Origin of the sequence: Paenibacillus sp. FSL H3-0310, assembly GCF_038002785.1 — a bacterium.
In the GTDB taxonomy this organism is placed as follows: Bacteria; Bacillota; Bacilli; order Paenibacillales; family Paenibacillaceae; genus Paenibacillus_AQ; species Paenibacillus_AQ odorifer.
In genome coordinates this window covers 1,293,847-1,309,877 of record NZ_JBBODC010000001.1, presented here as the reverse complement: position 1 = coordinate 1,309,877, position 16,031 = coordinate 1,293,847, and the positions used below count along the sequence as shown (strand labels likewise).

Here is a 16,031-nt window from a genome sequence, read left to right as displayed (position 1 = left end):
TACCTTAAATTGTAGAAAATGAGGGTTGTACTGAACATGTCTAAATCTACCGAAGTAGTATGTGTTTTTACTTCTTCAATTCACTGGGGCTAATCCCATAATATTTTTTGAAAATTTTACTAAAATGCTCCGGTGATTCATAACCTACACGCTCGGCGATTTCGTATCTGCGAAGATCTGTGTTCAAAATCATCTCCCGGCTTTCTTCCATCCGCAGCTTAATTACATATTCCCACAGGTTGTAACCTGTATTTTTCTTAAACAGATAGCTCAAATAATTGGGGCTGACATGGTTTTTCTTAGCCACTTCATGGATGGTTAATCCTTTTTGCGCATAGTTCTCGTCAATATACTCTCTCGCTTTCTCTACAATCAGATTGCTGCGTGTATGAAGCTCTTCTACTGAAGGATCGGTTGTGTAGCTGTTCCAATTAAAATCCCCGTAGTAAAACACATAATGGTCATTGTGTTCATTATTCCAGAGAATGGCTTTGGAGGCTTGACGGTTCAATACAGCCATAAAAGAAAGACCCTTGAGAATCTGGCTGATGCCGATAACTGCATTTAAGTGCAGATATTTTTGAATATTAAAATGAAGACTACGGCCAAGGATATCTAGCCTATTAATTTGGCTGGCAGACGAATCTTCATAGCTTTTTTCATCCCACTGAATAATGATCGTAATCTCTTCATCCTCTGCGTAAAAGGCTGTCGAGTTCCACTCCTGATCCATCAGCTCTTTGGCGATATTCAGCGCGGCATAACAAAGAAGCCGTCTGTCCCGCAGGGTGTAGTGCTTCTCCTGATTCATTCCAGCCAGAGGCACCTTAATTTTTAAGACGGAAAAATACGGCCCTTGCAGCTTCAGGTTATCCAGCTTTTGCAAGCGTTCTGCATCACACAGTACACCTTCAGGCTCAATGAGCAGCTCATTCAATAACTTGCTGTATTCCGGAAGCGGCTCTTCCAGCCGAAAGCTTTCGTTAATTCCTGACATGAAAATATCCAATTCTGGTGATGGTTTCCCCATCTTAAGCAGCACATTTCGCACCGAATCCAGAAATTGCTCACTGTTCAAAGGTTTGATCAAATAATCCTTCGCTCCAAGCCTAACGGCCATTTGCGCATATTGAAACGTCTCGTGTGCAGAAATCACGATGGTCTGTACCCAGGGTTTGGCCAATTTTGCATGCTGCATTAGATCAATCCCGCTCATTGCGCCCATCTGAATATCAGTAACGAGCAGGTCTATTTCCTCCATCCGAATACAGTCCAGCGCTTCAAAACCACTGTTTGCTGTATAAATATGGTCTATGTTTAACCCCGAAGAAGCTAATAAATTGCTCAGCCCTTTACAAATCAAGGGTTCGTCATCCACAACTAATATATTGAACATATCTGTATGCTCCCCTTCCTTAGTCCTGATTCTCTGATTTCGGAAGCTTAACCGTCACCAATGTACCGCCCTCTTTACGAGGGGTATAGCTGATGCCATAATCAGAGCCGAAGTGTAAATGAATACGCTGGTTAATGTTGCGAATCCCGTAACCGCTGGCCGGATTTGGACTGTCGTCATTCAGCACAGCTTCAATGGCCTGATAATCAACAGACTTATAGCCGTTATCTTCAATAGTGATCTCGACGGTATCGTCCACACAAACTGCGCTAATGATGATTTCCCCATCCTCGCCCATATTTTTGACACCATGAATAATAGCATTCTCAATTAACGGCTGCAGGGTAATTTTAGGAATTAGATTTCTTTTCGTATCTGGATGAATCTTCATTACTACACGAAATATATAATCATACCGGTGCTGCTGCAGCTTGATGTAGGCCGTTGCATGCTCCAGCTCTTCTTCAAGGCTAATCAGCTCCCTTCCCCGACTGAGGCTAATCTTCATAAGCTTGGATAATTCCTTGATCATCTCGGCGGATTCAACGTTACCTTCCAGCGAGCTTTTCCAGTAAATACTCTCCAAAGTGTTGTAGAGCAAATGCGGATTGATCTGCTGATAGAGCAGTTGAAGCTGTGATTCCTTCTGTTTTAGCTCCATCTGGTATTTATAAGTAATTAGTCCATTTAGCCTGCGGGCCATGTCATAGGTAGATCCAATCAGCACACTGACCTCATCGTTACTCCCTCTTTTTGGCGTCTCAGGGACACGATTGCCTGGCTCAAACTTCCGGACGAAAAAAGCTAACTTTTGCAAAGGCGTCATTAATGAACGCCAGAAATAAGTAATCATGATTAATCCAAAAACAGCATAGGCCACAGTTATGTATTGAATCACACTTTTCATTTCGTTTTGTTGCTGCAGCAGCGCTTTTACGGCGATTTTGTAGACTAGCTTCTGTCCTAAGGCATGGTTATTATTGACCACATAAATAAAATCCGAGGTAATAACATCCACGGTTCCTTCCAAATCCTCAGCAACGACCGTCTCCGGCAGCGTAATGATCTCACCAGTATTATTCGTAGTAGAAGCGAGTACACGATTATCCAGATCTGTTAAGTAAATATCACCATCAGGCAACGATATGGATTTAAGGGATTCTCCGATTTTTGCGTCCATTTTGGTAATGACTAAAACCCCAATGGTCTCAGCTTTTCTGGAGATGTTATTGACAGCTCTCATATAGGTAAGAGTCTTCAAGTTTTCTGCTTGTGCACTTAGCTTCCCTGTAAATTTTAGAGATCCGCGACCCTTTTTCTGGACAACCTCCTCGAACCAATAGGGCTCTTCCGCTTTAGAAAAGAAATATACCCCCGCCTTCTTAACCTGCGGGAAATTGGGTGCAAAAAAATAATAATCCTCGGGATCGTATATATAAAGGGAATAATAGATGCCGTCCCCACGCTCAGCTCCCTGCGAGTAACTGACCAACAGCTTCTCTATCGTCTCATATCGTTTAACCCGCTCCAGGATGGTATCCGAACCCGTCATATTAATCTGCTGAATCAGAGGGTTTTGAATTACAGTGGTAGTAATTTTATTTACGGTATCGATATCTCGGTTAATGATGGTGAAGTTTTGCTTGTTCAGCTCTACATAAGCATTCGTCACATGGCGCTTCAGAATTTGCTCAGCCTTCATATTCCCGTAAATGTTCAAAAACAGAATGGGCGAGATCATAATCAGAAACAGCAGGATAAGCTGTTGTTTGACGTTTAGCTTCAAAATCGGCCTAATCAGCCTAGACAACATCGAGATACACCTCCGGGTTCAATAACTATATCAAAGTGATAAACGCTTACATATGTTTATTTTAAAGTTTTTTATGTTCATTTGTATGTAGTTTTTTCTGTTGGGCGGATAAAAAGAGCACGATGATATGTTCGCCACTACGTAGAGCGTTTGGGCTTACGATCGCTGTTATCCTCAGATTTCCTGATTTTATACCGCTGAGCGGTAGAAATCCGAGGATAAAGGCGACCACTGGCGTTTCTCCAGCTCCAAACCTCCACTTCGCAACTCCATCAACGGAACTCTTAAAAACCGCAAACAGAAAAAGTGGGAGGCCGACGTAAAGGACACTGCGTGGGGCTAGGAGGAATGCTCCCACAATGAAGAAGCGCCATGTATCTCCTTGAACACTTGAACACTTGAACACTTGAACACTCAAGTACTTCAATACTTGAATGTGCTTTGTCTGTTGGGCGTCTGGATTACTTGATGTGCGATGGTGGTATTGTAGGGCGTTGGATTGCTTAATGTGCGATGGTTGCGTTGTAGGGCGTTGTGGGCGTTGGGTTTCTTGATGTGCGACTTACTACTTATTCGGCATTTTGCATTCCCACACACACTCTTTTCACGATGAGCGATCGGACTCAGATGCAGCTATTTGAACAAATTCCTGCTTTTACGGGGAGGTTCGGACTCCAGAGGCGTTATTCGTTCCAAACATGCGCGATACGCGGGCTTTTCGAGCCAATAGCGGCTATGGAGTCCGATAGGTTCACAAATGAGCCGTATTATTACTTATAGAGACTATGAGGTCCGATACACTGTCCGAGCTTTTGACTAACGTTCTGAATGACTTAATATACGGCTAATAGCGACTATGGGGTCCGATCACCGTCTGAGCTTAAGACTAACTATCTGAATTACTTAATGTGCAGCTCAGCTACTTATTCGGCGTTTTGCATTCCCACACACACTCTTTTCACGATGAGCGATCGGACTCAGATGCAGCTATTTGAACAAATTCCTGCTTTTACGGGGAGTTTCGGACTCCAGAGGCGTTATTCGTTCCAAACATGCGTGATACGAGGGCTTTTCGCGCCAATAGCGACTATGGGGTCCGATAGGATCGCAAATGAGCCGGATTATTACTTATAGAGACTATGAGGTCCGATACACTGTCCGAGCTTTTGACTAACGTTCTCAATTACTTAATGTGCAGCTCAGCTACTTATTCGACGTTTTGCATTCCAACACACACTATTTTCATGATAAGCTATCGGACTCAGATGCAGCTATTTGAACAAATTCCTGCTTTTACGGGGAGGTTCGGACTCCAGAGGCGTTATTCGTTCCAAACATGCGCGATACGGGCTTTTCGAGCCAATAGCGACTATGGGGTCCGATAGGATCGCAAATGAGCCGGATTATGGCTAATAGTGACTATGAGGTCCGATAGCAGTCTGAGCTAGCTAAATACAGAGACTTTGCACAAAAAAAGACCGCCCCCAAAGTCATCCGCTACTTTGGAGTCGGTCCCTTGTTCATTTAGAGCTTTAGTCTGTCAGCAGCTCATACAACCCTTTAACGACCAGATCAGCTTCCTTCAGCACCTCAGGTTTGCCGATACCTACAACCTTCATCCCAGCAGCTTTACCTGCTTGAACGCCTGCCTCAGCATCTTCAAACACAACACATTCATCCGGCTGCAAGCCTATCTCCTGAGCCGCGATCAGGAACACCTCTGGGTCAGGTTTGGCTAGTGACACTTTGTTGCCGTCAACAACTGCATCAAATAAGTCTGTAATGTTCAGCTTATTCAAAATAAACTCAGCGTTCTTACTGGCTGAACCTAACGCAATACCAATCCCACGTGATCTCAATCCTGTTAGGTATTCTTTCACTCCAGGCAGCAGCTCCGATTCCTCGAGTCGAGAAATGTATTCTACGTACAGGCGGTTTTTCTTTTCCGCCATTGCCTGCTTCTCTGCTTCCTCAAATTCCAGGCCACCCACTTCCAGTAGGATATCAAGTGATCTCATCCGGCTCACACCTTTAAGCCGTTCGTTATCCTCCTCCGTGAATTTAAAGCCAAGCTCATCTGCAAGACTCGCCCACGCCAAATAATGATATTTGGCTGTATCTACGATCACGCCATCCAGATCAAAGATGGCGCCTTTCATATTTTCCAACATTGATTTGCTTCCTCTCCGTTGTGTATTAATATTTATAATCCCGTTTCGTCAAAGGCCAGTCGAAGGATCTCACCTGCAGAGCAGGACTTGCCTTCTCCGCCTTGCACCGAGAATACCAAGTCTCCACTGTAATCAGCAGCTGTGATCACAGTGACTTCATCCTTACTGATCCGCAGTTGGATGGTGTCGCCGCGCAGGGTAACCGGAAGCTGAACGGACTGCCAATGTTGCGGCAGAGATGGATTGATGTGCACAACCCCTCCATCGTAGTCCAACCCAGCGAAGCCAAGAACCGCAGCCATCCAAGCACCACCATTCGCAGCCGGATGAGTCCCTCCGATGTAGAGATCCCCTACATATTGCTTAGATTCGCCGGTGAGATCGACGGTAGCCGTACGCATAAAATACGGATAGCCCCAATCCGGTGAACCAATATCAGCAGCTACCAAAGCATAGATACAAGGGCTTAAGCTTGATCCGTGTTCCGTACGCGGTTCGTAAAATTCCCAGTTCGCTTGTTTCACTTCCTTGCTAAAGGAGTGCTTGAACAAATTCAGCATCAACACAACGTCTGCTTGTTTAAGTATGGTTGTGGTGGTAGCTAAGCCATTGCCGCCGCCAAAATACTCATTTTTATTAAGCACACGTGATTTCAGCTCTGTTAGCTCTACGTCCTCCAAGGTGAGGTACCGGTCGAATTGTTCAATAACAAGACTGGCAGGATCAGGCTGTGGAACGTAAAAGCTATCCAGCATCGTTTTGAACTCCTTCAGGAATGGCCCTGAGCTAAACTGAGCGGACAATTGACTGTAGTCCTCAGGATACTTCTCTTGCAGCAAGGCTGCCGTATGCAAGGCAATCTCAAGCGTCTCTTTAACCAGTGCATTCGTAAAAGCATTATTGTTCACACGCTCATGATATTCATCCGGACCTGTAACATCCAGAATCTCAAACCGCTGTTTAACCGAATTATAGTAAGCGTAAGAGTAGAAAAAGCGAGCGCATTCCCAGATCACCTCTGCTCCTCCACTAGTAAGCAGACTTTCATCCCCTGTGAATTGAACATATTTCCAGATCCCATGCACAACGTCACCACTGATATGAACCTGCTTATCGCGGAAATAGGTGCGCATCGGCCGGCCTGTAAATACATCATTCACATTAAACAAAGTACAGGCATCGTCTCCCGTATCCTGACTTTCCCAAGCATAAAATGCGCCCAAAAATCCATATTCCGCGGCCTTACGGCGAGCACCATCCAATGTATGAATCCGGTACATCATCAAGTTCCGCGCTACCTTAGGATCACTGTGCAGGAAAAACGGCAACATAAACATTTCCGTATCCCAGAATACAGCTCCCTTATATACCTGACCCGATAATCCCCGGGCTGGAATAGACACCTTCTCCGAAACTGTAGGCGCAATGATTAACAGCTGATAGATACTATATCTCAAGGCAAATTGGGCAGCTTCATCACCTTCGATGATTACATCACTGTGTGACCATCTCTCATCCCATATCAGACGGTGAGACTTAAATAACGCCTCGTAACCCAGCGCCTCAGCAGCATGGACAGATTTAACAGCTTCCGTCTCCGGCTGATCAGCATCAAGTCCAGTATAGACTGCTACATACTTAAACCATTCATACGTCTCACCCGCACGGGCATCAAAAGAAATCCGGCGAACAGCAGCACCATCTTCCAGTAGCTCCTCACCAAAACTGAATACCGCCCTCTCCGCCACAACCACCGGGATCTTCAATTCTCCGCTAACCGATGAAGAGATCAGTACCTCGTCCTTCAATTGCACCGTTTGTCCGTAGAGATGAGGCCCATTGATATCCCACACATCTACGTCAATTCCCGTCTCAATGGCTACACGGCAGTCATGTGTGCTGCGAATAGAGTATTTACTAACGAGCAAGTGAAGATTATCCAGGCTTACGAAACGATCTGCGGTAAACGTCAACGTCCCGCCGTCAGATACAGCAAATTCAGTGCTCCGATGATGAATGGCATTTCGGATATTTAGCTCCTGAGTATGAGCGACCGGTTCACGGTCAAGCACACTTAAGAGCTGATCATTACAGAAAATTTTGGTCAACAATCCATTAGGGGCATTAACGGGTTCTCTCCATTTGTCTCCTGCTCTGTCATATAGACCTGCGAGGGTGACAGCTACTAGCTCGGTTTTGCTGAATTCCTCCAGTGTGCCACGATATCCCATGTAGCCATTGCCTAGCATATATTTGTTACCGTTTGTCGTCACCAGCTGTTTATCAAAACAACTATCCTTTACGGTCCAATTCATCCTGCCAGCATCCCTTCGCCTAGCGGAAGCGTCTTCCCGGAAGCATCCACTGTAATCGACTGTCCGTACACTATAATTTCGGTACTTCCACCATTAACCGCAGTGATTGTTACTGAATTTTTGTCGACCACAATTCTCAGAAGCACTCCTTCATACAACACTTGGAAGCTATATTCATCCCAGCGTTCTGGCAGGGTTGGCTGAAAGGACAGACGCGCTCCATCCGAACGCATTCCGCCAAAGCCGTAAACAATATTCATCCAAGCAGCAGCAATTGAGGTAGTATGCAGCCCTTCACGGGTATTGCGGTTATAGTTGTCTAAATCCAGTCGAGTAGCAAATTCAAAAAACGAATATGCTTCCTCGGGTTTGCCAATTTCACTTGCCAAAATGGAGTGGATCGAAGGTGACAGCGAAGACTCATGAATACATCTAGGCTCGTAGTATTCATAGTTCGCCAGCTTCGCTTCTTTAGAGAATTGTCCGCTGTACAAGAACATAAACATAAGTACATCCGGCTGCTTAATCATGTCATAGCGATACAAACGATCATATGACCAGTTCGAATATAATGGGAATTCTGTTACCGGAATCGAATGAATATCAATATGTGGCATATCGAAGAACCCATCATGCTCTTCATAAACTCCTGTCACTTCGTCAACCGGAATCCGCATATGCTGCGCCTTATTTTCCCAATCGGTGAGTTCCTCGTCATGAAGTTCTGTTTTCTCTACCACAGCTGCAAAAGCAGCAGGAGCTTGTTCTTTCATCTCCCGAAGAGTCTCTAGTGTGTATTCAAAAGATTGTTGAGCCATCAGATTAATGTAACAGTTGTTATTGACCATCAATTGGAACTCATCAGGACCCATTACGCCAAAATAACCATATTCCCCGCTGCGTTGCCCCCATTGACCACGTGTAGCATAGAATCTGCTGATCTGAATCAGCATCTCAGCCCCTTTACTAAGCAGGAAGCTTTTATCACCGGTATTTTTGACATAATGCCAAATGCCATAAGAAACAGCAGTCCCTACATGAAGCTGAAGATTAGAGTGCTGCCAGAGATCACAGCTTTCTGTTCCATCTATAGTAGCAATAGGATAGCAGGCTCCCTCACAATCCACTTCTTTAGCGCGCTGCATAGCCTGTGGCAATGTTTTATATCTGAATTCCAATAAGCTCCGGGCAGCTTTTGGATTATTGAACATATAGAACGGTAAGCAATAGGATTCTGTATCCCAAAAAGCCAACCCACGATATACTTCCCCCGTCAGCCCTTTGGCGCCAATATTAAAACCGGGATGGTCGCCATGATAGGTCTGATAAAGCTGAAAGATACAGAAACGAATACCCTGTTGATTCTCAGGATCGCCCTCAATTCGGATATCACTTGTCTCCCAGATGCCCTTCCAATAAGCTGTCTGATCAGCGATTATTTGAGTATCCGTCAATTGGCTTGCGGTTTCAGCAAGAGACAGACCTTTGCTCCACAGCTCTTCAGCTGTATGGGCAGAATCACTATCCGAATAGTTCATAACCAGTTTGGTAAAATAGGAGACTTCTCCTTTCGTAAGGTTGAGGGTGAAATTTTGTCCAATAAACTTATCACTCTCAGTAGCAGTGAGCTGTAACGGCTGCGAGGATTGTAAGGTAAAGCTTGAGAACAGCTTATTCCCAGTATTCACTGTACTCGCCATAATAGCAGAGGACGCTCCACTTACTCCGCTGCGGAGATTGTTCCACATACATTCGCCGCGTTCTTCATGAATAATGCCGAAATCAAGACCTGCACAAATGTCCACGCTCCCCGAGAAATTAAGGGGTTCAAATTCCACCCGCTGCAACCCCAAATGAGACATAGTCATACTGACCAGACGTGTAAAGACTACTTTTAGCGACTTGCCATCGTTTAGATGCCAGACTAGCTCTCTCCGATACGTACCCTTACGAAGATCCAACCTACGCACATAATCCGTTACGTTGCTTTTTGCTAAATCAAGCTGTTCACCATCTACAGATAGACGTGTATACAGCCAGTCCACTGCATTCACCATATATCTCAGCGAGCGAATAATCCCTTTGTAGTGATTGCCAATATCCAATTGTTCATTTAATCCATTAAAATAACTTCCTTGCAGGGTGTCACCTGAATACCCTTCCTCTGCATATCCCCGTACACCCATATATTCATTACCCAATGAAAAAATAGATTCCGAAGTCCGATTTCGCTCTGGATCAAAGCCCTCTTCAATAATTGCCCACGGATCAACCTTAAGATATTTGTCTGCTACTTTTGCCATATATGATTTCTCCTTCTCCTGATTTTTGCTCCAATTTCAGGATATCGCTGCATAGCAGTAGAGCCAATGTCCGACCGTAATGAAGATGTGTGCATTTATACGGAGTTGAGATAGAACTAATTTCTTGAACATGAATTTCAACTGTGTTATATGTTACAATCTAACGGGGACGCAAAAAAACAGCGATTAACCCAGTATTTGAGAATAATGGATAGCCGCTGTTCATATATCATAAACGTGAGATCACTTACTCTTTTTTAGTTAAAAAGAATATTACATCGAACACTTTAGAAGTGAAATTTATCACAATGTTGAAAATTCGACACTTTTAAACGATTTTTTATAACCAATTCGAGGGATTTTCAAGGTATAATTAATTTAAAATTTACTGAAAAACTGAGGGAATAAAGGGGATGTCGATTATGCTAAAAGAACATTACAATGTTATCGAAGCCCACGGAAATACAAACTGTTTCTCCGAACAGAATTTCAACAGACTTCTAGTTACAATGAAAGAGCGCATAGTTCCAGAGGGTTCACATCTATTCTGGGAAGGCGACTACTCGGATAAATTGTTTTATATCAAACGTGGACGTGTGAAATTAACTAAATCTACTGATGAAGGTAAAGAACTCATTCTTTATATGTATCAAGCTGGTGATATGGTAGGTCAAGCAGATCCATTCTTCAGCACTAAGCATAGCTTTACAGCCGAAGTGATTGAAGAAAGTGAAGTTGGCGTCATCGAACAAAAGGATCTAGAAATTCTCATCTGCCAACATTGTGACTTTGCTATCGACTTTATGAAATGGATGGGTATTCATCACCGTCTCACCCAAACTAAATTCCGTGATCTAATGATGTACGGCAAACCAGGTGCACTCTGCTCCACGCTCATTCGTCTTGGCAACACCTACGGTGAGAAGAGCAGCGATGGTGAGAATATCCTTATCAACAAAAAAATTACGCATACAGATTTGTCCAACATGATCGGTGCCACTCGTGAAAGTGTTAACCGGATGCTGAGCGATCTGCGTAAAAAAGATGCTGTTGAGTATGAGAACGGTATGATTGTCATCAAGGACCTTGGCATGCTGCAAGAAATTTGCCACTGCGAATTGTGTCCGAACGAAATCTGCCGGATCTAATTCCGTTATAATATACCCTCTATTCACCTCAATGAAACATACATGACCCAATTATTCTGCATAATATAAAATAGAGTGGTCCAAGGCGCCTAATGCAGGTGTCTTTTTTTTATATTCAACAAAAAAAGAGCTAAACCCAAGATCGGTTCAGCTCTAATATAGTTAATTAAAAATGGATCTTAACGGTTGTTGCGAGCACCACGCACTGGTGAGATCACCCAATAGGCCATACCGACGAATACGCCTCCACCAATGATATTCCCCAAAGTTACAGGGATCATATTATGCAGCCATCCAGCTATCGTAATGGTTTCCGGATGATTTGGAAGCAACACAGCAACACTAAGCAGAGTCATATTAGCCACACTATGCTCATATCCACTTGCGATAAAGGCAAACAGACACCACCAGATTAAGATTAGCTTAGCAGATTCACTTTTAGCGCGTGAGGACATCCATAGCGCTAAACAGACCAGCCAGTTACATAGGATCCCACGAAAAAACAGCTCAGAGAACGGGAGACTCATTTTTTTAGCAGCGGCTGTAAAAATCAAATGCTCCGGCGGCGCAGCACTGAACAACCCAGTCCCACGAATTAAAAGTGCTAAAATCACTGCACCTACCACATTCCCGATGAATACAAGAATCCAGTTCTTAACGGTATCCCAGATACTGGTTCTGCCTGCCAGTGTACTTATAGTAAAAAACATATTATTCCCGGTAAACAGCTCTGAGCCTGCAAATACTACAAGCGTCAGGGCGATGCCGAAGGATGTGCCCATAATAAGCGGTTGGAAAGGAGATTTGGCAGCCGCTAGCGGTGCTCCTAGGGAGAAAATAAGGATAATCCCAATGCCTACATAAGCACCTGCCAATAGGGCTGCTAGAAAATATCTTGGCATGCTTTCATTCATTTTGTCCCGCTTACTGACTGCCGTCTCTACGATGCTCTCCACACTTTGCGTAAACATAATACTCCACCCCACCGTTTTCTATTAAATCTATTACTACACTCTTCGGTGTCTACACGCTCACTGTAACTTTCTCTCCGTCCAGTGTGACTGGATAAGTCACCACACTACCTTGGTCTGGTGCCTGCACCTCACCCGTGCGCAGATCGATTTTCCAATCGTACAGTGGATCGTACAGATAGTGACCTGACACGATCCCTTCAGCAAGCGGTCCCCCCTTAGGATGAGGACTGCGATTCTCTACTGCATAGATGGCTCCGTCAGAGGCACGGAACACAGCCAGTTCAATATTTCCAGCAATCACTACGCGGCCAATTTGCAGCAGGAAATCCTGTACTGATCCTATTGCATACGTTTGTGTGGTCTTATTCATTGGTCTCTCCCCTTCTGTGTGTGTTATATCCGCTAGACTCTTGTTTCTTCAAAAAGCGCAGTACGAGTGCTGCTGTCATTGAGCATTTTTTTCCAAGGATCCGTAACCTGAGTCAGAGCAAAGTCAATCCGTGCGGCCAGCTCTTTGCGGTTATCTTCATTATTCAAAATGACCATTTGAATCTGCTCAAGTCCCATACGCTCAACCCACTCGGAGGTTCTCTCCAAATAATTGCCGGTCTCACGGTAATATTGCATCACAGCGGAGCACACTTCGATCAACTCTTCATCGGTCTTTATTTTGCAGAAGGAGTCAGCGATCCGTGGCTTGATCCCACCGTTACCACCGATAAACACTTCCCAACCGCCATCATTACCGACGATGCCAATATCCTTCGTACAGGATTCCGCACAGTTACGCGGGCAGCCGTTGACAGCTATTTTAAACTTGGCAGGAAAATCAAGACGTTCATACTTACGTTCTATGAGCGCGCCCATTCCCAGCGAATCCTGTGTGCCGAAACGGCAGAACTGTGAACCCACACAAGTCTTAACGGTACGTAGCGACTTGGCATAACCATAACCTGATGGCATATCGAGCTCTTCCCATACTTTCGGCAGATCCTCTTTTTTCACCCCGATTAGATCCAGGCGTTGCCCACCCGTCACCTTCACAACTTTCACATCATATTTAAGGGAGACATCAGCGATTTTCTTCAAATCCTCCGGTGTCGTTACCCCGCCGTACATGCGTGGAATAACGGTATAGGTTCCGTCTTTCTGAATATTGGCTCCCATACGTTCATTAACAAAGCGTGATTCCTTCTCGTCTTGATGTGTATCCGGATTTATCATCCCCAGATAATAGTTAATCGCCGGACGGCATTTAGAGCAGCCTTCCTCTTGTTTCCAACCCAGTACATGCATAACCTCTTTAGTAGTACTAAGACCTTTAGCTGTAATCTCAGCAACAATCTCATCCCGGCTAAGCGTTGTGCAGCTACAAATTCCTTGCTTGGCAGACTGCTCAAAACTATCACCCAGGACAAATTGTAAAATTTGTTCTACAACCGGTTTACAACCTCCGCAAGAGCGCGTCGCTCCTGTACATGCTTTTATTTCGTCCACAGTAGTAAAACCATTTTCTAAGACCGCATCCACAATCGCTTTTTTCGTAACCCCGTTACAGCCACAAACGATTTCTTCGTCCGCCATCGCTTCTACGGACGTGCTCTTTTTGGCTCCACTTCCGCAGCAGCCCGTACCCATAACCTCTGTATAAATTTCATCGGTCATTACAGCGCCTTGTTTTACTAACTTTTGCAGGTTAGCCGACTCTGTCACATCCCCGAATAGGACTGCACCAACAATGACATTGTCTTTGAGCAGAATTTTCTTATAGGTTCGCTTCCATTCATCTTTGCTTGAGATTACAGTATGTTCAGGAGAATCCATAAACTCACCTGCAGAAAATACATCCACACCGGAAATTTTTAATTTGGTGGAGACAACAGAACCTTCATATGGATTTGTATCACTTCCGCAGAGATGTTTAGCTAGAACCATCCCCTGCTCAAAGAGCGGCGCTACTAATCCGTAACAAACTCCGCGATGTTCGGCACATTCGCCAATGGAATATACATTTTGCATAGAGGTCTGCAAATAATCGTCCACTACAATCCCACGATTAACGGCAATTCCGCTTTCTTTTGCCACAGTTATATTCGGTTTGATGCCTACAGCCATAACTACAAAATCAGCCGCAAGTGAAGTGCCATCACTAAATTGTAATCCACTTACTCTCTGTTCCCCGGTCAATTCTACTGTTTGTTTGCCCATGGCAAATTTCACGCCTTGACGCTCTAGCTCAGCTTGCAACATAGAAGAGGCATTACGATCCAGCTGGCGCTCCATTAGATCTTCCATCAGATGTACTACAGTAACGTCCATGCCAAGGTTCACAAGACCCTTTGCCGCTTCCAATCCAAGTAAACCCCCGCCGATTACCGCCGCTTTGTTGTATTGTTTAGCCGCAGCCAGCATCGCATCACAATCTGCAATATCCCGGAAACCCACTACGCCTTCCTTATCACAACCAGGTACAGGTAAAATAAATGAATTCGAACCCGTTGCAATAATCACTTTATCGTAAGAAACAGCCATACCGTTATCCGCAATTACTTGCTTGGAATGCTCGTCAATTCGTGTAACTGTTGTTGCTGTATGCAAGGTAATGTTGTTATCTTCATACCAATTCCAGTCGTTTAGGATGATATCGTTGATGGTTTTGCTGCCTTCGAGAACATAGGACAACATGATCCGATTATAATTGGGATGAGGTTCGCTTCCAAAGACCGTAATGTCATAAGCTCCACCTAGCTTCAATATTTGCTCTAGCGTACCTATGCCTGCCATACCGTTGCCGACTAATACTAATTTTTCTCTCTTCGCTGCCATGGTTAGGTGCCTCCTCATTCTTATCCGTTCTTGTTGAACTTTGCTTCAACTTCTCTTCTACATAATGGAATTATACATTTCAAAATTTAAGAGAGATTGTGATTACAGTCACATTAAATGTGAATGTTTTCACATAAAAATAAGACAACTTTATTAGGTTATAACTTCCAATTAAAAAAGCCAGATCACGGATTCTGAGCAACCGTAGATCTGGCATTTATGTACTTTTTTTTTAACGTATAGCCAATAAAATCTCCAATTCATCCTGCACTCTAAGCTTCATGTCCATTCCATTCTCAAGCAGCTGCTTCCCATTCACCTTCATCTTCCAAACTTCATTGCTAAGAGGAGTATAATCACCAATGGATAACACCTTTTTGTTGTCTTCGGTCAACTGCACCACACTGCTGTTCTTCAACAAACCTCTCACTGTTAAATCTTCAGTAAATCCCATAACATATGAATGATTCAAATTCACTTGCTCACTTCCACCATTCACGGTCAACAACACAATTTGAAGGGGTTCCTCTTGTTCCTTAGACATCGCCGTAATTACTAATTTTGATTCATGCCCGACTGTTCGACCCCAATCCTCAGGTCCAATGGTCTCCCCATCCATTTGCAGCTCCCAATTCATTCCTGGACCGAGTGAAATATTATTCACCGTTAGAATGCTTGTGTTATCCTCAGAAAAGGTGGCCTTCCCACTACCTTTCAGTAGGTCAAAGATCGTTATCCCTTTTCTGTAGCTCTCGCTAAGCTGCTTGTCCAAAGGGTTGGTAAGCAAGTCATTTCCCGCAACGATAAGCGAAAGCGTAGGCCCGTCTGATCCTGCTAAGCCATTATTCCCTTCATTATTAACGTCAGCAAGAGTGGAACATCCACCTATTATGAATACGATGACTAATCCTAGTAACAACCTCCACATATATTTCGTGGGCATAGTGACACCACCTTGTCCCGCCTAATGACCACACAGCGTCTCAGGCTTGTAGTAAGTTATGCATACTGTCTATTTAAGAATAACGTAAATAAGCTTTGTTCTCAAATATAAAAAAAGTCCCCTAAGGGACTCTATGAAAACT

11 protein-coding genes are annotated in these 16,031 nt (G+C 44.2%); 1 reads left to right on the top strand and 10 read right to left on the bottom strand.

The features are described from left to right. Positions 1–67 precede the first annotated feature (67 nt). The 6 genes from MHH63_RS05835 to MHH63_RS05810 form a co-directional block, all read right to left on the bottom strand. The gene (locus tag MHH63_RS05835) at positions 68–1,396 is read right to left on the bottom strand and encodes a response regulator (RefSeq protein ID WP_076134518.1); all 1,329 of its coding nucleotides are present in this window, start codon (positions 1,394–1,396) and stop codon (positions 68–70) included. Positions 1,397–1,415: 19 nt separating this feature from the next. Then, the gene (locus MHH63_RS05830) at positions 1,416–3,209 is read right to left on the bottom strand and encodes a cache domain-containing sensor histidine kinase (RefSeq protein WP_076129623.1); all 1,794 of its coding nucleotides are present in this window, start codon (positions 3,207–3,209) and stop codon (positions 1,416–1,418) included. A 61-nt stretch (positions 3,210–3,270) separates the two neighbouring features. Then, positions 3,271–3,627: a hypothetical protein gene (locus MHH63_RS05825; protein ID WP_341171313.1), complete on the bottom strand. Its 357-nt coding sequence runs from the start codon at positions 3,625–3,627 to the stop codon at positions 3,271–3,273. 1,114 nt (positions 3,628–4,741) lie between these two features. Further along, on the bottom strand, positions 4,742–5,380 hold the full coding sequence (gene pgmB, locus MHH63_RS05820; RefSeq protein ID WP_076280499.1) for a beta-phosphoglucomutase: 639 nt from the start codon (positions 5,378–5,380) through the stop codon (positions 4,742–4,744). Positions 5,381–5,412: 32 nt separating this feature from the next. Then, a complete protein-coding gene (locus MHH63_RS05815; protein WP_248548407.1) occupies positions 5,413–7,695 on the bottom strand; it encodes a glycosyl hydrolase family 65 protein in 2,283 nt (760 codons plus the stop codon). Then, positions 7,692–9,998 (bottom strand): glycoside hydrolase family 65 protein, encoded by a 2,307-nt coding sequence (locus MHH63_RS05810; protein ID WP_248548406.1) that lies wholly within the window; start codon positions 9,996–9,998, stop codon positions 7,692–7,694. The genes MHH63_RS05815 and MHH63_RS05810 overlap by 4 nt, the downstream gene beginning before the upstream one ends. Positions 9,999–10,420: 422 nt before the next feature. Between MHH63_RS05810 and MHH63_RS05805 the strand changes: the two genes are divergently transcribed. Further along, positions 10,421–11,146: a Crp/Fnr family transcriptional regulator gene (locus MHH63_RS05805; protein WP_036682945.1), complete on the top strand. Its 726-nt coding sequence runs from the start codon at positions 10,421–10,423 to the stop codon at positions 11,144–11,146. Positions 11,147–11,325: 179 nt separating this feature from the next. Here MHH63_RS05805 and MHH63_RS05800 read toward each other — a convergent pair whose 3' ends face one another. From MHH63_RS05800 to MHH63_RS05785, 4 genes are all read right to left on the bottom strand, one after another. After that, entirely contained in the window at positions 11,326–12,117 is a 792-nt protein-coding gene (locus MHH63_RS05800; protein ID WP_341171312.1) for a formate/nitrite transporter family protein, read from the bottom strand. Positions 12,118–12,169: 52 nt separating this feature from the next. Next, positions 12,170–12,490, bottom strand: coding sequence for a nitrite reductase small subunit NirD (nirD, locus tag MHH63_RS05795; RefSeq protein ID WP_076193069.1), 321 nt, complete (start codon positions 12,488–12,490; stop codon positions 12,170–12,172). Between the two features lie 32 nt (positions 12,491–12,522). After that, positions 12,523–14,946, bottom strand: coding sequence for a nitrite reductase large subunit NirB (gene nirB, locus MHH63_RS05790; protein ID WP_076308945.1), 2,424 nt, complete (start codon positions 14,944–14,946; stop codon positions 12,523–12,525). 232 nt (positions 14,947–15,178) lie between these two features. Then, complete coding sequence (locus tag MHH63_RS05785; RefSeq protein ID WP_248548405.1) at positions 15,179–15,889, bottom strand: hypothetical protein; 711 nt, start codon at positions 15,887–15,889, stop codon at positions 15,179–15,181. Between the last annotated feature and the right edge of the window lie 142 nt (positions 15,890–16,031).